Here is an 18000-nt window from a genome sequence, read left to right on the forward strand (position 1 = left end):
AGCGCCTCCGCCAGTCCCGCCGCCCCCGCCACGTTCTCCGTTCCCGCCCGGCGCTCCAGCTCCTGTCCCCCGCCGCCCAGGAGCGGCACGAGCGTCACGCCCTTCCGGACCCAGAGCGCCCCCGCCCCCTTGGGACCGTGCATCTTGTGCGCCGAAAAGGTCACCAGATCCGCCTGCCGCACGTCCACCGGCACTTTCCCCGCCGCCTGCGCCGCGTCCGAGTGGAGAAGCACCCCCTCGGGAAGCGCCCGGCGGATCTCGCCGATCGCCTGAACCGCCCCCACCTCCGCGTCCACCCACGCGACCGAGACGAGAACCGTCCGCGGCGTCACCGCCCGCGCCACCTCCGCCGGATCGAGAAGCCCGTCCCGCCCCGCGGGAACCCGGCTCACGCGGAAGCCGCGCGCCGCCAGGCGCGCCGCCGCCTCGACCACGCTCGCGTGCTCCAGCGCGCCGAGGACGACGTGGTCCCCCCGGTCGCGCCGCGCCTCCGCGGCGCCGATCACGGCGAGGTGGTTGGCCTCCGTGGCCCCCGAGGCGAAGACGATTTCCCGCGGATCCGCCCCCAGCGCCGCCGCCGCGCGCTCCCGCGCGTCCTCCAGGATCCGCCGCGCCCGCCGGCCGGCCGCATGCGGGCTGGAGGGGTTGCCCGCCGCCTCCTCGAGCGCCCGCTCGAAGAAGGCGCGCACCTCGGGCAGCATCGGCGACGAGGCGGCGTGGTCCAGGTAGATCATTTCGGGGCGAGGCTTTCGTAGTAGCGGCGGATGTAATCCCGCAGCGGAGGGGGGATGCGCTCGCGCTGGATGGAATCCTCCGCGGCCCGCTTGTAATGGGGGAGGAACTTCTCGAGCGGCCCTTCCTGGGGACGCCCCTCCCCCTCAGGCGGCTGCGCCAGAACGCGCAGGTCCTTCTCCACCAGATCCTCTCCCGACGTGTAGGGCCGCACGTGCTGCGGATCGAGCGTCACCCGGGGGCGCCCCTCGGGGGGACGGCCCTCGCGGCCGCCTTCCAGGGGGCGACGGCCTTCCGGCGGCGTCCGGCGCGCCTGGGGGCCGCCCGCCCCGTCCCCGGCCTCCCCGGAACCCGCGCCGGGCTCCCGCACGTGGATGTAGCGAAGCTTCTCCTCCTCATCTTCGCCGTGAGGACCCCGCACGCGCAGCCGTACCGCGTAACGTCCCGGGTGGCGGTAGACGAACGTGGGATTGCGCTCACCGCTGCGGCGAGCCTCGCCCGCCGTCGGGTCCCCGAAATCCCACTCCCACGCCGAAAGCGCGCCCGTCGAAAGATCCTCGAAGAGAACCTCGAGGGGCGCCTCGCCCTCCCGGGGGAGCGCCCGGAAATCCGCCAGGGGCGCGTCCGGATGAAGGACGCGCACGGGGCGCGCGCAGGCGTCCTCTCCGAGGTCGTTGGCGACCCGCAGCCGCACCGTGTAGTCCCCCGGCTCGCGATAGACGTGCGACGGCTCCCGCTCGGTCGAGGTCGTTCCGTCGCCGAAGTCCCAGGCGAAGCGCAGCGCGTTGCGGGAGAGATTCTCGAACCGGACTTCGAGCGGGGCGCGCCCTTTGGCCGGCCGGGCGCGGAAGTCCGCCGCCGCGCGGTCCGGGGGCAGGACCTCGATGTCGCGGGAGGCCTCCGAGACCCCGCCCGGGCCGCGCAGCCGGAGCCGGACCGTGTAGCGTCCGGGCCGCGCGTAGAGATGCGCGACTTCCTCGCCGGAGTCCGAGGCGCCGTCTCCGAAATCCCAGGCGAACTCCTGGATCGCGCCGATCGAGGCGTCGCGGAAGGCCACCGCCAGGGGCGCGGGCCCTCGCGCGGGGTCCGCCTCGAACGCGGCGACGGGGGCGGGGAAGAGCCGCGCCGGGAAGGCCCAGAGGGCGCCTCCGGCCGCCAGCGCCAGGAGAATCCCCCACCGGTACCCCACGGGCGCGCGGGGGCAGACGTCCTCGGGCCGCGCGCGCCGGGCGACCTCGAGGGCGTCGCGCCGGAGCGCCTCCCCGAACGGCCCGTTTCCGGCGAGCTCCAGGGCCGAAAGAAAGCGTTCCTCGCCGCCCGCCGCGCGATCCACGCGCCAGGCCAGCAGCGCCGCGGGCGTGGGCCGCGCGAGCGCGACCCCTGCGGCGTAGAGCGCCGCGGCGGCCAGGGCGAAAGCGAAGACGACGGGGACCGCCGCCGGGCGGCCGCTCAGGAGGGGCTCCGCCAGCCCCGCTTCGAACGCGAGGCGGTCCGTGAGAAGAAGAGCCGCGGCCGTCAGGGTGAGCGCGAAGGCGCCCTCGAGGAACCGGTCCACCGCGCGGACGCGCCGGTCGCGCCGCCGGTACCGCTCGAACGCACGCCGGAATTCATCGGACATCGTCCTGGATTCTAAAGGTCCCCGGTTCGGAAAGCAAAGGCGCTTCCCGTTCTCATGCGCCGGGGTCCGTCCCACGCCGCCGGCCGGGCGGCCCTGCATCGTCCACGAGCCAGTACTTGAAGATGATCCAGAGCGCCTGCAGGCCGTCCTTCCAGCCGATCTTCTTGCCTTCCCCGTAGCCGCGCCCCCGATAGGAGATCGGAATCTCACGGACCCGGCAGCCGAGTTTGGCGATCTTGGCGGTGATTTCGGGCTCGAACCCGAACCGATCCGAGCGCAGGGGAATCGATCGGAGAATCTCCGTCTTGAAAACCTTGTAACAGGTCTCCATGTCCGTGAGGTTCAGGTTCGTGGCCATGTTGGACAGCGTCGTCAGCACGCGGTTTCCGAAGGAGTGCCAGGAATGAGGGAACCGGCGCGGGAACTGCGCGAAGCGCGAACCGTAGACGACGTCGGCGTCTCCCTCGAGGATCGGCCGGATGAGCCTGGGGTATTCCCCCGGATCGTATTCGAGATCGGCGTCCTGGACGATGGTGAGTTTCCCCAGGACGTGCTGGAACCCCGCGCGGAGCGCGGCTCCCTTGCCGCGGTTGAGGGGCTGCTCGATCACCCGGAGCGGAGGCCGATCCGCCGGCCAGGAGGCCCGGATCTCCCGAAGAAGGTCGCGCGTTCCGTCCGTGGAACGGTCGTCCACGACGACGATCTCCCGGACGACGGGGACGGCGGCCACCCGCGCGAGGATTTCCCGGATCGTGGCCTGCTCGTTGTAGCAGGGGATGACGACGCTTAGAGGGCGGTCCTCCGCGGTCATCGAGAAATCCCCATCTGGAACGGGCCCGGGTTCAACGCGGAATTCTATCCGGCCGGCGACCCAGGGGCAACGTCCGGATCCCCATGCTTGACAGCGCTCCCGCGCCGAAGGACACTCGGACGTCTTCGTCATGGCCAGAGCCTCCTTCGTCCGGTCGGCCGGGATCGTCAGCGCCTGCACGCTCGCGTCGCGCGTCCTGGGCCTGGCGCGGGACGTCCTCTGCTCGCACTTCTTCGGAGCGTCCGCCCCGTGGGACGCGTTCGCTGTCGCGTTCCGGATCCCGAACCTCTTCCGGCGGCTCTTCGGAGAGGGCGCGCTCACGGCGGCTTTCCTGCCGGCCTTTGTCGAGCGGCATGACGCGGGCCGGCGCGCCGAGGCGCATGCGCTTCTCAACGCGCTGGCGACGGCCCTGGGACTGTTTCTCGGCCTCCTCGTCCTGGGGGGAATCGGGGTCACCTTTCTCCTGCCCAAGGATCCCGAGAACCTTCTTTTCGCGCGGCTGCTCCGGATCATGCTGCCGTATCTCCCCCTTATCTGCCTGGCGGCCGTGCTCGGAGCGGCGCTCAACGGAACCCGGCATTACTTCACCCCCGCTTTTGCGCCGGTGCTGCTCAACGTCGTCTGGATCGCCGCGCTCTTTCTCTTCCCGCGCAACATCGAGGCCGTGGCGTGGGCGGTGCTCGTGGGGGGCGCGCTGGAGCTGGCGATTCTCTGGCCGCCGCTCCGGGCCCGCGGCATGGATCCCCGGCCGTCGCTCGATCTCCGAAATCCCGCCCTCGTCGAGGTGGGCCGGCGGTTCGTCCCCGTGGTCTTCGGCCTGGCGCTCGTCCAGATCAATGAGGTGGTCGGGAGCATCCTGGCCAAGGAGTTCATCCCGGGGGACGGAGCGGTTTCCGCGCTCTACTACGGCAACCAGCTCACCCAGCTCCCGCTCGCCCTCATCGGCACGGCCGTCGCGACCGCGGTTTTTCCGCTGCTCACTTCGCCCAAGGAGGACTTCCGGGACGTGTTCGGAAAGTCGCTGCGTCTGACGCTTTTCGTGTCTCTGCCGGCCACGGTGGGGCTCATGGTCCTGGCGCGCCCGATCGTCGCGCTTCTTTTCGAGCACGGCCGCTTCACGGCGGCGGACACCGGACGCACCGCCGGGGTGGTCGTTCTCTACTCCGCGGGCCTTTGGTGCTACTGCGCCAATCAGATCCAGGCGCGCGCGTTCTACGGGCGCAAAGACGCGCGCACGCCCGCGCGCGTGAGCGCGGCGATGGTCTTCCTCAACTTCGCCCTGTCGGTGGCGCTCCTCGGTCCGCTCGGCGAACGGGGAATCGCGCTGGCGAACTCCGCGACGGGTCTGGCGACGTTCGTGACCCTCCAGACGATCTTCCGGCGGCGCCACGGCGGGATCCCCCTGCGGCCCGTGGCCCGGTCGCTCGCGGGGAGCGCGGCCGCCTCGGCGGCGATGGGCGCCCTCGCCTGGGGCCTGGCGCGGTTGCTCGAAGCTCCGCCGGGCGCTACAATCGCCGCCCGGGCGGCGGCGGCGCTCGTCCCGGTGGCCGCCGGCGCGGCCGCCTACTTCCTCCTGGCCCGCCTTTTCGGAATGGAAGAGATACAATGGCTTCTCCGAAAGCCCGGCGCTCCCGCGGAACGGTGACGATCGCCGAGTTCCAGGATCTCATCCGCCGCACGTATCACAGGCGCGACGTCCGGCGGGGGCTCGACCGGAACTACCTCTGGTTCACCGAGGAGGTGGGGGAGCTCGCCGAAGCGGTCCGCAAGCGCGACCGGGCCGAAATCGCCGCCGAAGTCGCCGACGTCCTGGCGTGGCTGGTCACCATCAGCTCCATCGCCGGCGTGGACGTGGAGGAAGCGGCGCTGGCCAAGTACGGCCGCGGATGCCCCCGCTGCCGGTCGATCCCGTGCGCATGTCCGCCCTGATCGCGGCGCTCGTTCTGCTGGGCCTTCCGGCTCTGGCGATCGCGCTCGTGGCGCTCCGCCTCCGGGTCAAGGAGCGCCGCCGGGACGCCTACCTGCGCGCCGTCGCCGAGGATCTGGTCGCCTCCGGAGCTTCCCCTCTTCCCGGCGGCGGCTACCGCCTCGGCCACCGCGTCCTCAAGGTCGAAGCCTCCACGAATCCTCTTTTCGGCGGCGGATTCACGGTGCGGCTGGCGGCCTGGTCGGATACGATCCACGACCGGGAGCTTCGCCGGGGATCGCCCGTGCCGGACGAATTCGCCGAATTCGCGCCGCTTCTCGGCCGCTGGGAGTCGGCGGGAAAGATGTTCCTGGAATGCTACGCCGCCGGGGTGACGCTCGAAACCCGTCTGGCGGAGGATGCGCGGACGCTGGGGGCGCTGGCTTCGCGGCCCCTGGAGCGTTCCTGGCACGGCGGCGTTTTCACCTGCCGCGAGGGATTCGAACGCGACCTGCCCGCCTGGCATTGGAGGCATGACCTGCGGCGGCGCCTTCCGCGGGACGTTCGCCGCTGGGGCGTGAGCTATTTTCTCGACGGGCCGCTCCTTAATGCCCCCCTCGCGCGGCTTTTCGCGGAGCTGGCCGGTGGGGGGCGGACGTTCGTTCTCACGGACGTCGAGGATCTCGCGTTTCTCGGCCACGCGTACGGAGAAGGAGCCGCCGTGCGGCGGGGAGCCCTGGTGGAGGTTTCCCGACCGGACGCCCTGGTGGCGGCCGATCTTCACACGGACGGCGAGTTCTTCGGGGCGCTTCTGGCGGCCGAAGAGATTCCGCCCGGGTTCGAGGAACCGGTCCTCCGCCACCGGTTTCCGGAGAAGCTCGTGGAAGCGCTCCCGAGGGTGCGCCTGGCGGTGCGGCGCCTCTACGACGAGCAGGCCGGCTGGTTCAGCGGAGAATACGAGATCCTGAGCGTTCATCCCCTGGACGTCCGCGGAGCCGTGGGGCGGCGGGCGGCGGAGCTGGGCGCGCCGGTCCTGGAAATCGAAGGCCGGTTCCACCGGCGCCTCGTCCGGCCGCCCGCCTATTGAGGAGGACCGCGCGATGGCGGAACTCACCGTAAGCATTCGAAAGCTGCCGGGGGCGGAGGATCTGCCCCTGCCGTCGTACCAGTCCGAAGGCGCCGCGGCGATGGATCTTCACGCGGCGGTGTCCCGCGATCTCGTCGTCGAGCCCGGCGCGGTCGCGCGCGTCCCCTGCGGTTTCGCCGTGGCGGTTCCGCCCGGCTACGAGGCGCAGATCCGGCCGCGGTCGGGCTGGGCGGCCCGGCACGCGGTGACCGTGGCCAACGCGCCCGGGACGATCGATTCGGACTACCGCGGCGAAGTGCAGGTCCTGCTCATCAATCACGGCCCGGAGCCCTTCCGGGTGACGCGGGGCCTCCGGATCGCGCAGATGGTCGTGGTCCCCGTGCCGCGGGTCGTCTGGCGCGAGGTGGCGGAGCTTCCCCCGACCGGCCGCGGCGCGGGAGGATTCGGCCACACGGGCGGGTAGGACCGGCTATTTCACGAGATAAATCCGGTCCTCGCGGAGAGCCCACCGTATCCCGGCCGCCGACAGTCCGTCCAGACCCTCTCGAAACGTCCTGCCCCGGACGGGTGCCTCGCACTCCCACGCCGCCCGAGAGGGAAGGACGGTCAGGCGAAGCGCCCCTTCGATCGCCTCCACGAAGTCCCGAACCCGGAGGTCCGACCGACCGTCCAAGGCCCGTTCGAGACTGGAGAGACGGGCGTTGTGTTGCGCGCGGCGCGCCTCCTGCACCTGACGTTCCCGTACGGCCCGGTCGGCGGCCGTGACATGAACCCGGTCTTCGTCGAAGAAATATCCGAGACCGGCCTGGGTGCAAATCGAGTTCAGATGCTGCTCCAAGGTGCCCGAGGCCAGCGCCGTCACTTTCGGCGACGATGGCGCCTGTATCCCGGAGGGCGGCCTGTGCGTCCCGAGAATGGCGTCGAAATCCACTTCGAGGACGTTCCGGTCGGAGAAACCGGACTGTTGCATCAGGGCCTTCAGAAGCTCGTACCATCCGCCTTCGCGGAGAACCATCGTGACGTTCGTCGATCGCGCCTTTGCCTCCAACGGACTCCAAACACTCCTTCCGTCCCATCCTTCCGACAGCCGCCGCCGAATCTTGTCCAGTTCGTCCAGGGCTCTTTGGACGGAGCGAAGCTTGCGCATCCCTTCACCCACCTGGTCCTCCCGGCCGACGAAAAGAGACCCGTCCGGCAGGATGTCGTAACCTTTCTTCATCGGGGAAAGGAACAACGAAAAGAGACTCGCCGCCGGCATGTCTTTGACGTGGATATTGAAGACCCAGTCCGCCACGGATGGATCCGTGCGGAACGGGATGTTCATCCGCTCCGCGACGCCCGAAAGCGTCTTGATCACGGGAGCGGACTCAACCTGCAGCGTAACGCGCTCCTGATGGAGTCGCTGCCACGTGCGCTTCATCGCCTCCGTCCAATCCGCCGGAGGGATCTCCAGCGGATACGGTTTCCGGGGAGCCTGCGGCCTCGGCTCCGACGCAACACGTTCCTGCACCGCCGGCGCGGCCTCCGGACCTGTCTCCGGCCTTCCGGCCCGGACGGCTTGCGGCTCCTCCCGCTCCGGCTTCCGCCCTTCGACCGACGGGGTCCCTCTCCACCGGACGACGCTTGCGCCTCCGGTCAGAACCGCCAGAACGACGATCATCTTTACCGCACTCGATATCATGCCCGTCCTCCCGGCTTCGCGCGCCACCTTCTCCAGAAGCGTGGCCGGAGCCGCGACCTTCACGCTCTGCTCCAGGCCCGCCGCGACCGCCCACCCCATCCTGTTCCGCAGCTGCTCTTTGGCCCGTTCAATCCGTTTCCACACCGCCTGCTCGCTCATCCCCCGTTCCTCCGCGATCTCTCGGAGCGTCCGCCCCCCGTAGTAGTACTCCACCACGAAGACCCGGCTCAGGTCGTCCAGCTCTCCCAACCCTTCCTGCAAGGCTTCTCCCCAGTGCGTCTCCGCCCGTGCCGGCGCAACGGCAACGCCCCTGGCCGCCGCGGCCTCCCGCTCTCCCGCACGCCGTCGCCGGCGGCGCGCGTCCAGGGCCGCCCGAAAGGCCACCCGGTACAGCCATCCCCTCAGTCGATCCGCGTCCCGCACCGCTTCCAGATGCCGCAGGGCCTTCACGAACGCCTCCTGCGCCGCATCCTCCGCATCCTGGGGATGCCCCAGCACGCGGTAGCAAATGGAATAAACCGCATCCTGGCAGTCCGCCAACCGCCCTAAGAGGGCACGCTTCTCCGTCCGGTCGGGCTTCCAACCCGTTTCGGTCTGTCTTTCCATCCCTTCCTGAGAGACGTCTCCGAGAGCGCTCTTTTCAACCGCAAACGACACGCCGAGGGGCGATCGACCGCTTCCGGATCGGGCCGCGGCGCGGGAGGATTCGGCCCCACGGGCGCACAGGACCGGCTATTTCAGAAGGTAAATGCGATGGTTCCATAAAGCCCACCGGACCCCATCGACCGCCAGGGCGTCCAGCCGTTCGCGGTACGTCCGCCCGCCGGACCGCGCACCGCTCGCCCAGGCGTTCCGGGACGGCACGACCTCGAAGCCCAGACGCGCCGCCAACTGTTCCGCCAACTCCGACACCGTCCAGGGTCTCTCTTCCGGCACGTTCCCGTCCAGCGCGGCCAGCCGCCCGACGTACGACGCGCGGGTTCGCCCCCTCTGATTCCGCAGCGCTTCCGTCCAGGACGCAGGCCCGAACACGATCCGACGATCGCCATCCACCGCCCAGCTCACGCCGGCGGCCGTCGCCAGCCATGAAACATAATCCTCCAGCGTCCCTTCGCGTGCCGAAAGGGCGCCTTTCAACGGCGCGTCCCAGGTCAGCCCCTGCTCCTTGAGGCGGAACTCGTCGATTTCCACGTAGAGTTTTGAGCCCGAGGCTTGAAGCATCCGACGAAGCTGCACGACGGCCTCGAAAAGGTTCCGCGGGTCCGCAGGAAACACGAGGCGACGGGAGGAAAGTTCCAATTCCACCGGCACGGCCGGATCCGATCCGCTCCAGCCTTCGCGGAGCCGCCTGCCGACTTCCTCCAGTTCTTCCAGACGATCCCGAATCTTCCGCGCCCGTTGCAGCTCGGGATCCTCCCTTTTCCCTTTCGGCCCCACGCTGAGCGCGCCGTCCGGCTCCAAGCGGAAAGACAGTCCGTTGTCCGCCAGCATCCTTTCCAGGAGACGATCCCCCGGCTCGAAGCCCATGCGGCTGCCGATGCGGAACTGCACGCGCCCTCCCGCCACCCCCGGCTCCCCGCGGATGACGATCCCCAGCTCTCCCGAAAGGGCCGTCAGAAAGCTCAATAGATCGGAATCCCGGAACCGCCTGCACACCGCGAGAATCTTGGCGAAGGCCTCCCGCGACGTCAGCCGTTCCCAACAAGACCTCATCGCGGCGGTCCAGGACGGCGGGGGATGTTCGAGCGGATACGCAGGAGTCCCGGGGTCCGGGACGAGCGCGGCCAACGCGCACCAATCGTCATAGGTCATACAACGCAACGTCGGGGGATCTTCGAGCGGATCCGCGGGGACAGGAGCGCCGGGCCGTTGGGGGGCGCCCACGGCCTGGGCAGGGGACCCCGGGGGACGCCGAAGGAACGCCGCCGCCAGAATGCCGAGCGCCAGAAGTCCCACGAGGAGCACGCCCTTCATGGTTCATTCCCTCCGACTCGTCGCCGGGGATTAGACGAGCCCGGAGGGGGCCCGGTTCCCGGCGGCCTCACGGAGGGCTCAGGCGGGCGACGATCCCAACCAGTTCCGCCGCCAGGCGCTCGACCGCTTCCCGGCGCTTGGGATCGCGGAGGGCGCCTTCGGGCGTGAACGCTTCCGCCGCCTGCGGCACCGTCACCTGGTCGGGCAGAACGAGCACCTTGATGTTTCCCAGAATCGAACGCAGGGCCGCCAGGCCCCGGACGCCGCCCAGCGCTCCGGTCGAGGCCGACAGAAGCGCGGCGACTTTCCCCTGGAAACACGCCAGCGGCGGCTCCCCCGGCTGCGGCCGGGACACCCAGTCGATCGCGTTCTTGAGAACGCCGGAAACGGAGCTGTTGTACTCCGGCGAGGCGATCAGAAGCCCCCGATGCGCCCGGAACATCGCCCGCAGCCGGTGCGCGTTCTCGGGCAATCCTTCCCGCGCCTCGAGGTCCCCGTCGTAGAGCGGAAGCGGAAAGTCCCGCAGGTCGATCTCCGTGACTTCCCCGCCGGCCCGCCGTGCCGCCTCAACGGCCGGCCGGAGGAGCATCCGGTTGAACGACCCGGCGCGCGTGCTTCCGGCGAACGCGAGAATTTTCGGCGCGGCCACGCGATCACTCCCCGATCACCTTGACGAGGACGCGCTTGCGTCGGCGTCCGTCGAACTCGCCGTAGAAAATCTGCTCCCAGGGACCGAAATCCAGCCGGCCCTCCGTGATCGCCACGACGACCTCCCGTCCGAAGAGCTGCCTCTTGAGATGCGCGTCCGCGTTGTCCTCCCCCGTGTCGTTGTGGCGCCAGCGGGACGTGGGCGCGTACGGACAAAGCCCCTCCAGGAACTTCCGGAAGTCCTCATGCAGCCCCCGCTCGTCGTCGTTGATGAAGACGCTGGCGGTGATGTGCATGGCGTTGACGAGGACGAGCCCCTCCCGGACGCCGCTCTTGCGCACGGCCTCTTCGACCTGCGGGGTGATGTTGACGAACTCGACCCGCTCGCGCGTCTCGAACCAGAGATACTCCCGATAGGATTTCACCGGGCCTCCGGACCCGTTCCGCTCACCCAGGCTTTGCCGCCGCCGGCGTAGAACTCCTCTTTCCAGATGGGGGCGGTCTTCTTGAGCTCCTCGATGACGAACCGGCAGGCCTCGAACGCCTCCGCCCGGTGGGGGGCGGAAACCGCCACGATCACGCTCGCCTCGCCCACCTCCAGGCGCCCCACGCGGTGGACCACATGGATCTCGCCGACGGGCCACCGGCCGCGCGCCTCGCGGGCGATCCGGGCGAATTCCTTTTCGGCCATCTCGGAGAACGCGGTGTAGGACAGGCGCTCCACGCGACGCCCTTCGTGATGATCGCGCACCGTCCCGAGAAACACGGCCACCGCGCCGCAGTCCGGCCGCCGCACGGCGGCCCATGCCTCGTCCAGGGAAAGAGGATCCGTCGTGACCTTGAACATCAACCGCCTCCCACCGGCGGGATGAGACTGACGACGTCCCCCTCGCGCACCGGAGCATCGAGCTCGGCGTAGTCCGTATTGACGGCGTAGCGGACGGCCCGGTCGAGCCGAAGTCCGGGAAGCTTCCGCGCGACCGCGGCGGCGACGTCGGCGACCGTCGAGCCGTCTACGGAAACCTCCAGCTGCGAGAGGCCCGCCCGCTCCGCGAGCGGACCGAAAAGCCGGACCGTGAGCTTCATGGCGATCCGTGGTGAGCCCGCGCGCAGGCGCCCACGATCCCATACTCAACGCCGTGGGCGTTGAACAACGCGAGCATGTCTCTGAAGTCGGGCTGAGCTTCCATGCCGTTCTCTTCGCAGAAGCTCCACGGACGCGATCCGCTCCTGCGGAAAGCCGCTCAACCAGCAGGCCAGATCCTCCCGGACCGCCTCCGGATCCCCCAGCCGGCGCTTACGGACGATCTTTTCGATCACCGGGTCATCCTAACCCAATCCGCCGGAGGGAGTCAATTCGGCCTCCCCGAGGTCTCGGCGGCCTTGACCCCGCGGCGCGCCGAAGCATAGAATCATGCCTCGCCGAAACGGGAGGGAGGGGGGATTCGAACTCCCCCGGTTCGAACCTTTAAGGTAGGGAAGGGTGTTCGCGTGAAGTCGCTCCTGGCGCTTCCGGTGGCGGGCTCGGGCCACACCTTGGGTCTCGTCATCATGTACGTCTACTTCGCGGTGCTCGGGCTTCTCTGCCTCTACGGACTGCACCGCTACATCATGGTCTATCTCTACTACCGCCACGCGCGGCGCGCGCCCCGGATCACGAAGACGTTCGACTCCCTCCCCGCCGTGACCGTTCAGCTGCCGATCTACAACGAACTCTACGTCGCCGAGCGCCTCATCGACGCCGCCTGCGCGATCGACTATCCCCGCGACCGCCTTCAGATCCAGGTCCTGGACGACTCGACCGACGAGACCCGCGACGTCGCGCGCCGCAAAGTCGAGGAGTGGCGCGCCCGGGGCGTCGACATCGACTACATCCACCGGGCGGACCGGACGGGGTACAAGGCCGGCGCCCTCGACCACGGACTTAAGACCGCGCGGGGCGAATTCGTCGCCATCTTCGACGCGGACTTCGTCCCCAACGCGGACTTCCTCCACCGCACCGTGCACTACTTCACCGACCCCAAGGTCGGCTGCGTCCAGGCGCGCTGGGGACATCTCAACAAGGACTACTCGCTTCTGACGCGGCTCCAGTCCATTTTCCTCGACGGCCATTTCGTGATGGAGCACGCGGCGCGGAACCGTTCCGGCCGCTTCTTCAACTTCTCGGGCACGGCGGGCATCTGGAGAAAATCCGCCATCGACGACGCCGGGGGCTGGCAGCACGACACCCTTACCGAGGACCTCGACCTCAGCTTCCGCGCCCAGATCCGCGGCTGGAAGTTCGTCTTCGTGCCCGACGTCGTCACTCCCGCGGAACTCCCCGTCGAGATGAACGGCTTCAAGAGCCAGCAGCACCGATGGGTCAAGGGCTCCATCCAGACCTCGAAGAAGCTCCTCAAGGACGTCGTCCGCGCGCCCATCCCGCTGCACGTCAAGGCGGAAGGAATCCTCCACCTGACGGGGAACACCGCCTATCTCCTCACCCTCTTCCTCGCGCTCATCATGTTTCCCGTGACCTACTTCCGCCCGAAGCTCGAGATGCAGACGAGCGTCGTCCTGGAGCTCGTGGTCTTCGCTCTGGCGACCTTCTCCGTCTGCGTCTTCTACCTCTGCTCGCAGGCGGAGCTCTACGGGTGGCGGGGCGTTCTCGGCACGATCTTCTACACGCCGATGCTCCTCTGCGTGGGCATCGGCATGTGCCTCTCGAACGCGCGGGCCGTGATCGAGGGGTTCCTGACCCGCGGGGGCGAGTTCGTCCGGACGCCCAAGTACGCCATCCGCCGCGGCGGGGACACCTTCGTGGGCAAGAAATACAAGGTGTCCCTGAAGAAAGTCCTGCCGTTCCTGGAACTCCTCCTGGGGGCGGGCTTCGGCTGGGTGATTTACTACTCCTTCCGGCACGGGATGTACGGCGCGATCCCCTTCCAGGCGCTCTTCCTCGTCGGCTTCCTCTACGTGGCGCTCCTCTCCCTCTTCCAGGGGCGCCTGATGTCGCGCTGACGGACGCCGCCCTTGGCGCGCCCCGCCGGAGAACCTACAATCCCCGGGACATGAAGATCCTCCTCACCGGAGGCGCGGGCTTCATCGGCTCGCACCTTCTCGAGCGGCTCCTGGCGCGCGGCGACGACGTCGCGGTCCTCGACGACTTCAACGACTACTACGACCCCGCCGTCAAGCGCCGGAACCTTCCGGCGCGCGGCGGGTTCCGGCTCTACGAACGGGACATCCGCGACGCCGCCGACGTCGTCGCCGCCGAGCGCCCCGATGCGGTCGTGCATCTGGCGGCCCGGGCGGGCGTGCGCCCTTCCCTCGAAAACCCGGCGCTCTACGAATCCGTCAACGTCGGAGGCACGCTCGCGCTCCTTGAAGCCTGCCGCCGCGCGGGCGTCGGCCGCTTCCTCTTCGCCTCGAGCTCCTCCGTCTACGGCGACGCGCCCGTCCCCTTCCGCGAGGACTTCGAACCCCTCGAGCCCGTCTCCCCCTACGGAGTCACCAAGCTCCTCGGCGAACATTACGTGCGGATCTACGCGCGCCTCCACGGGATCCGCGCCACCTGCCTGCGCTTCTTCACGGTGTACGGCCCCCGCCAGCGGCCCGACATGGCCATCCCCAAGTTCACCGCCGCCCTCCTCCGGGGGGAGGAAATCCCCTTCTACGGCGACGGGTCCACGGAGCGCGACTACACGTACATCACCGACATCCTCCAGGGGATCCTCGCGGCGCTCGACCGCCCCGAGCCTTTCGAGGTCTACAATCTCGGAGAGTCCCGCACGGTGTCGCTGGCCCGTCTCGTCGAGCTTCTCGGAGAGCTGACCGGCCGCGTCCCCCGCCTGAGGCGCCTCCCCGAGCAGCCCGGGGACGCGCGGCGCACCTTCGCCTCGATCGAGAAAGCCCGCGCGCGGCTGGGATACGCCCCGCGCGTGCCCCTCGAAGAAGGCCTGCGGGAATTCGTGCGCTGGTACCGGGAACGGGCCTGACGGGCGCCCTCACAGCGTCGGCAGATACCGCTCCACCTCGAACTGCGTGACGTGGGTCCGGAAGTCGTTCCACTCGATCTTCTTGGACTCGATCAGATTCTGAAAGACGTGGTCGCCGAGGGTCCGCCGGAGAAGCTCGCTCGCCTCCGCGGCGTGAATCGCCTCGATCAGGCTTCCGGGAAGCTCCCGGATCCCCAGTTCCTTGCGCCGCTCGGCGGAAAGCGCGTAGACGTTCTCGTCCGAGGGCGGGGGACAGGCGTATCCTTTCTCCACCCCCTCCAGTCCCGCCGCCAGCATCGCCGCGAAGGCCAGATACGGGTTCGCCGCCGGGTCGGGCGCCCGGAACTCGACCCGCGTGGTCTTGCGCCCCAGGGGCACCCTCAGGAGATCCGCGCGGTTGCGCGTGGCCCAGGTGATGTAGACCGGCGCCTCGTGGCCGGGCACGAGACGCTTGTAGGAATTGACCGTGGGGTTGGTCACGAGCGCGATCTCCGGCGCGTGGGTCATGAGCCCGGCGATGAACCGCCGCGCCGTGTCCGACAGGCCGTGGCGGTCCCGGATCTCGTAAAAGGCGCTCTTGCCGCCTTTCTGGAGCGACTGATGAACGTGCATGCCGCTGCCGTTCTGGCCGTTGAGCGGCTTGGGCATGAACGTGGCGTAGACCCCGTGGCGCTGGGCCACGTACTTGACGAGATACCGCGCGGTGATCACGTGGTCCGCCTGCCGCAGCGCCTCCGCCTCCCGCAGGTCGATCTCCTGCTGTCCCACGGCCCCCTCGTGGTGGGCGAAGTCGGCCTCGATGCCCACCTGCTGAAACGCCTGCAGGGTGTCCCGCCGAAGCGCCAGCGCCGCCTCGCGCGGAATCGCGTCGAAGTAGCCGCCCCGGTCCACGGGCTCCGGCGCCTGCGGCGAACGGAAGACGAAGTACTCCAGCTCCGGCGCCACAAGGTAGGCGTAGCCCTGCCGGGCGGCCCGCTCCAGCGTCTTCTTGAGGACGAACCGCGGGTCCCCCTCGAAGGGCGCTCCGTCCACGGTCTTGATGTCGGCGATCATCCGGCCCACGCCCTGGGGGAGCACCGCGAACGTGGACGCGTCCGGCCAGGCCACCATGTCGCTTTCGTCCACGCGCGTGAAGCCCTCGATCGCCGAGCCGTCGAAGGGAACGCCCTCCTCGAAGGCGTGCGGGAGGCGCTCCACGGGGATCGTGATCGACTTCAGGTTCCCCAGGATGTCCGTGAACCAGACCTCGACCAGGGCCACGTTCTGCGCCTTGATCTCGGAAAAGACCGCATTGACGTCCTTGGGCATGGACACCTCATTTAAAAACAAAAAGGCGCCGCCCGCGCGGCGCCTTTGCCTCGACGTCCCAAGTCTACGTCCCCGCCCGCGGCCGAGTCAAGCCGCTCCTCCGGTCAGCGGCGGAACCGGATCGTCGCGCACGTCCCCCGCCGCGCGGGCGCGACCTCGAACGTCCCGCGCAGGTCGTCCTGCACCACGGAGCGCACGAGCTGCAACCCGAGATTCGCGCCGCCGGCCAGCGTGAACCCGGGCGGGAGCCCCACGCCGTCGTCCACCACGCTCACCGTCACCTCCGGTCCCCGCGCCTCCAGCCGCGCCTCGATCGTCCCTTCCCGCCGCCCGCGGAAGGCGTGCTTGAGGGCGTTGACGATGAGCTCGTTGGCCGCCAGCGCCAGCGACGCCGCCTTGTCCGCCGCCACGACCACGCTCGGGCCCGAGATCCGCGGCCGGATCGTCTGGCCCGGCATCATGAACGCCTGGACGTTGAGATCCAGCAGGCGCTCCAGGAGATCCCGCAGGTCCAGGCGCCGCGCGTCCTTCTGCGCCAGAAGGTCGTGCACCTGCACCATCCCCAGGATGCGCGTGATCGCGCCCCCGAGCGCCGTCTGGGCGGAAACCGAATCCTCGCGCCGCATCTGCAGACGCAGGATCGAGGCGATCACCTGGAGGTTGTTCTTGACGCGGTGGTGCAGCTCGCGGACGCCGTCCAGCCGGCGCGCCCTAGGACGCCGGGCCCGCGAGGATTTCCTTGGCGACTTCGACAAGCGTCCTCCGCGTATCCATGCTGCGCTTCTGCAGCAGACGGAAGGCCTCGCCCTCCTTGAGACCGTGGCGGTCCATGAGGAGCCCCTTGGCGCGGTCGATGATCTTGCGGGCTTCGAGCTTCCCCCGCGAGTCCGCCAGTTCCGCCTCCAGCGTCCGGCGCTCCTCGAAGCGCGCCGCCGCCAGCTCCAGGGCCGCCAGGAGCTCCGCCTCCTGGTACGGCTTCACCAGAAACATGAACGCCCCCGACGCGCGCGCCTTGGCGATCGTCTTGGCGTCCTTGTAGGCCGTCAGGATCACGCACGGGGCCGACTTGATCCGGGCCGCCGCCGCCAGCCCCCCCAGGCGGGGCATCTTGACGTCCAGGAGCACCACGTCCGGCTGGAGCGTCTCGGCGAGCGCCACCGCCTGGCGCCCGTCGGCGGCCTCCCCCACGACCTCGTGCCCCGCGGCCTCGAGGGTCTCCCGGAGATCCATCCGGATGATGGACTCGTCGTCGGCGATGAGAACCTTCACCCGGCCTATCTTAGCCCCGCCCCGCGGGCCGGGTCAAATCGCGCCCTTCCGCGCGCAGGCGGCCACGTTCCGGAGAAACACCCAGTGGCACACCGGCCCCACGCCTCCCGGCACGGGGGTGACCGCGGCGGCGGTCGCGAGCGCCTCCTCGAAGGCCACGTCGCCGACGATCCGGCCTCCCGGCCCCTCGTTGATCCCCACGTCCACCACGACCGCCCCCGGCTTGATCATGTCGCCACGCACGAGCCCCGCGCGGCCGGCCGCCGCGAAAAGAAGATCCGCCCGCCGCGTCTGGGCGCCCAGATCCGCCGTGGCCGTGTGGCAGATTGTCACGGTGGGAGCGTCCGCGCGGGACTGAAGAAGAAGAAGCGCGATCGCCTTGCCCACGAGCGCGCTCCGTCCCACGACGACCGCCTCCAGCCCGCGAAAGGACACGCGCGCCGCCCGCGCCAGCTCCACCGCCGCGCTCGCCGCGCACGGCGCCGGGGCGTGCCCGCCGAAGGCCAGGCGGCCCAGGTTTTCCGGATGAATCCCCTCCGCGTCCTTCTCCGGCGGAAGGGCCGCCATCACGGCCTGGACGTCCACGCCCGCCGGAAGCGGCGTGTGCACCGTGATCGCCGCCACGGACGGGTCGGCGCCCAGCTCCCGAACCAGGGCGACGACCTCGGCGGTCGAGATCCCCGCTCCGACCTCCCGCACGCCGTAGGCCACGCCCGCCTCCGCGCAGACCCTCTCCTGGGAACGCCGGTAGGCGCGCGCCGCCGGCGCGTCCGGCGCGTGGACGGCCGTCACGCGGGGCGGCCGCGGGAGCGCGCGAAGCGCGGCCAGGGCCTCCTCCCGGACCCGCGCGGCCGCGTCCGCCTTGAGGATGCGGGCCGTCACTCGCCCACCCCCACGAGGTTGCCGCGCTCGTCGATGTCCATCCGCTCCGCCGCGGGGGACGACGGGAGCCCCGGCATCGTCATGATGCTCCCGAGCAGGGCGGTGAG

20 protein-coding genes are annotated in these 18000 nt (G+C 69.8%); 6 read left to right on the plus strand and 14 right to left on the minus strand.

Going from position 1 to position 18000, the window contains the following annotated elements:
- From VNO22_15910 to VNO22_15920, 3 genes are all read right to left on the minus strand, one after another.
- A partial coding sequence (locus tag VNO22_15910) for an aminotransferase class V-fold PLP-dependent enzyme (protein HXG62855.1) occupies positions 1-734 on the minus strand: 734 nt, incomplete at its 3' end.
- Positions 731-2350 (minus strand): PKD domain-containing protein, encoded by a 1620-nt coding sequence (locus tag VNO22_15915; GenBank protein HXG62856.1) that lies wholly within the window; start codon positions 2348-2350, stop codon positions 731-733. The genes VNO22_15915 and VNO22_15910, both read right to left, overlap by 4 nt.
- A gap of 52 nt (positions 2351-2402) precedes the next feature.
- A complete protein-coding gene (locus VNO22_15920; GenBank protein ID HXG62857.1) occupies positions 2403-3161 on the minus strand; it encodes a glycosyltransferase family 2 protein in 759 nt (252 codons plus the stop codon).
- A gap of 130 nt (positions 3162-3291) precedes the next feature.
- On the opposite strand from VNO22_15920, the gene murJ reads away from it, so the two are divergent.
- Genes murJ through dut form a run of 4 tightly spaced genes read left to right on the plus strand, consistent with a single transcriptional unit; the run spans position 3292 to position 6617 of the window.
- Positions 3292-4806: a murein biosynthesis integral membrane protein MurJ gene (murJ, locus tag VNO22_15925; GenBank protein HXG62858.1), complete on the plus strand. Its 1515-nt coding sequence runs from the start codon at positions 3292-3294 to the stop codon at positions 4804-4806.
- Positions 4803-5090, plus strand: a complete 288-nt coding sequence (locus tag VNO22_15930; protein HXG62859.1) for a MazG nucleotide pyrophosphohydrolase domain-containing protein — start codon at positions 4803-4805, stop codon at positions 5088-5090. Before murJ ends, VNO22_15930 begins: the two co-directional genes overlap by 4 nt.
- Positions 5078-6154: a hypothetical protein gene (locus VNO22_15935; GenBank protein ID HXG62860.1), complete on the plus strand. Its 1077-nt coding sequence runs from the start codon at positions 5078-5080 to the stop codon at positions 6152-6154. Before VNO22_15930 ends, VNO22_15935 begins: the two co-directional genes overlap by 13 nt.
- A gap of 13 nt (positions 6155-6167) precedes the next feature.
- On the plus strand, positions 6168-6617 hold the full coding sequence (gene dut / locus VNO22_15940; protein ID HXG62861.1) for a dUTP diphosphatase: 450 nt from the start codon (positions 6168-6170) through the stop codon (positions 6615-6617).
- Between the two features lie 6 nt (positions 6618-6623).
- Here dut and VNO22_15945 read toward each other — a convergent pair whose 3' ends face one another.
- From VNO22_15945 to VNO22_15970, 6 genes are all read right to left on the minus strand, one after another.
- A complete protein-coding gene (locus tag VNO22_15945; protein ID HXG62862.1) occupies positions 6624-8441 on the minus strand; it encodes a sigma-70 family RNA polymerase sigma factor in 1818 nt (605 codons plus the stop codon).
- 126 nt (positions 8442-8567) lie between these two features.
- Positions 8568-9809 carry a hypothetical protein gene (locus VNO22_15950; GenBank protein HXG62863.1) on the minus strand — a complete coding sequence of 414 codons (1242 nt, stop codon included), beginning with the start codon at positions 9807-9809 and terminating at the stop codon, positions 8568-8570.
- A 67-nt stretch (positions 9810-9876) separates the two neighbouring features.
- Entirely contained in the window at positions 9877-10458 is a 582-nt protein-coding gene (locus VNO22_15955; protein HXG62864.1) for an NAD(P)H-dependent oxidoreductase, read from the minus strand.
- Between the two features lie 4 nt (positions 10459-10462).
- A complete protein-coding gene (locus tag VNO22_15960; protein HXG62865.1) occupies positions 10463-10882 on the minus strand; it encodes a secondary thiamine-phosphate synthase enzyme YjbQ in 420 nt (139 codons plus the stop codon).
- On the minus strand, positions 10879-11304 hold the full coding sequence (locus VNO22_15965) for a molybdenum cofactor biosynthesis protein MoaE (GenBank protein HXG62866.1): 426 nt from the start codon (positions 11302-11304) through the stop codon (positions 10879-10881). The genes VNO22_15960 and VNO22_15965 overlap by 4 nt, the downstream gene beginning before the upstream one ends.
- Positions 11304-11543, minus strand: a complete 240-nt coding sequence (locus VNO22_15970; GenBank protein ID HXG62867.1) for a MoaD/ThiS family protein — start codon at positions 11541-11543, stop codon at positions 11304-11306. Before VNO22_15970 ends, VNO22_15965 begins: the two co-directional genes overlap by 1 nt.
- Before the next feature lie 405 nt (positions 11544-11948).
- On the opposite strand from VNO22_15970, the gene VNO22_15975 reads away from it, so the two are divergent.
- Both VNO22_15975 and VNO22_15980 read left to right on the plus strand, forming a co-directional pair.
- Positions 11949-13457, plus strand: a complete 1509-nt coding sequence (locus tag VNO22_15975; protein ID HXG62868.1) for a cellulose synthase family protein — start codon at positions 11949-11951, stop codon at positions 13455-13457.
- Between the two features lie 50 nt (positions 13458-13507).
- Positions 13508-14434: an NAD-dependent epimerase/dehydratase family protein gene (locus tag VNO22_15980; protein HXG62869.1), complete on the plus strand. Its 927-nt coding sequence runs from the start codon at positions 13508-13510 to the stop codon at positions 14432-14434.
- A gap of 9 nt (positions 14435-14443) precedes the next feature.
- Here the strand turns inward: VNO22_15980 and VNO22_15985 are convergent, their stop codons facing one another.
- The 5 genes from VNO22_15985 to VNO22_16005 form a co-directional block, all read right to left on the minus strand.
- Entirely contained in the window at positions 14444-15742 is a 1299-nt protein-coding gene (locus VNO22_15985) for a glutamine synthetase family protein (GenBank protein ID HXG62870.1), read from the minus strand.
- Positions 15743-15846: 104 nt separating this feature from the next.
- Positions 15847-16497, minus strand: a complete 651-nt coding sequence (locus VNO22_15990) for a sensor histidine kinase (GenBank protein ID HXG62871.1) — start codon at positions 16495-16497, stop codon at positions 15847-15849.
- Entirely contained in the window at positions 16454-17011 is a 558-nt protein-coding gene (locus VNO22_15995; protein ID HXG62872.1) for a response regulator, read from the minus strand. Before VNO22_15995 ends, VNO22_15990 begins: the two co-directional genes overlap by 44 nt.
- A 33-nt stretch (positions 17012-17044) precedes the next feature.
- On the minus strand, positions 17045-17893 hold the full coding sequence (locus VNO22_16000) for a bifunctional 5,10-methylenetetrahydrofolate dehydrogenase/5,10-methenyltetrahydrofolate cyclohydrolase (protein HXG62873.1): 849 nt from the start codon (positions 17891-17893) through the stop codon (positions 17045-17047).
- On the minus strand, positions 17890-18000 hold a 111-nt coding region (locus tag VNO22_16005; protein HXG62874.1), incomplete at its 5' end, for a formate--tetrahydrofolate ligase. The genes VNO22_16005 and VNO22_16000, both read right to left, overlap by 4 nt.

It is taken from the genome of Planctomycetota bacterium, assembly GCA_035574235.1.
Classification (GTDB): domain Bacteria; phylum Planctomycetota; class MHYJ01; order MHYJ01; family JACPRB01; genus DATLZA01.

Bases quoted from the DNA above. Each gene is read 5' to 3' on its own strand.
- VNO22_15980 (HXG62869.1), top strand. From the start codon at position 13,508: ATGAAGATCCTCCTCACCGGAGGCGCGGGCTTCATCGGCTCGCACCTT.
- dut (HXG62861.1), top strand. From the start codon at position 6,168: ATGGCGGAACTCACCGTAAGCATTCGAAAGCTGCCGGGGGCGGAGGAT.
- VNO22_15915 (HXG62856.1), bottom strand. From the start codon at position 2,350: ATGTCCGATGAATTCCGGCGTGCGTTCGAGCGGTACCGGCGGCGCGAC.
- VNO22_15985 (HXG62870.1), bottom strand. From the start codon at position 15,742: ATGCCCAAGGACGTCAATGCGGTCTTTTCCGAGATCAAGGCGCAGAAC.
- murJ (HXG62858.1), top strand. From the start codon at position 3,292: ATGGCCAGAGCCTCCTTCGTCCGGTCGGCCGGGATCGTCAGCGCCTGC.
- VNO22_15950 (HXG62863.1), bottom strand. From the start codon at position 9,809: ATGAAGGGCGTGCTCCTCGTGGGACTTCTGGCGCTCGGCATTCTGGCG.
- VNO22_15965 (HXG62866.1), bottom strand. From the start codon at position 11,304: ATGTTCAAGGTCACGACGGATCCTCTTTCCCTGGACGAGGCATGGGCC.
- VNO22_15970 (HXG62867.1), bottom strand. From the start codon at position 11,543: ATGAAGCTCACGGTCCGGCTTTTCGGTCCGCTCGCGGAGCGGGCGGGC.
- VNO22_15935 (HXG62860.1), top strand. From the start codon at position 5,078: ATGTCCGCCCTGATCGCGGCGCTCGTTCTGCTGGGCCTTCCGGCTCTG.
- VNO22_15920 (HXG62857.1), bottom strand. From the start codon at position 3,161: ATGACCGCGGAGGACCGCCCTCTAAGCGTCGTCATCCCCTGCTACAAC.
- VNO22_15945 (HXG62862.1), bottom strand. From the start codon at position 8,441: ATGGAAAGACAGACCGAAACGGGTTGGAAGCCCGACCGGACGGAGAAG.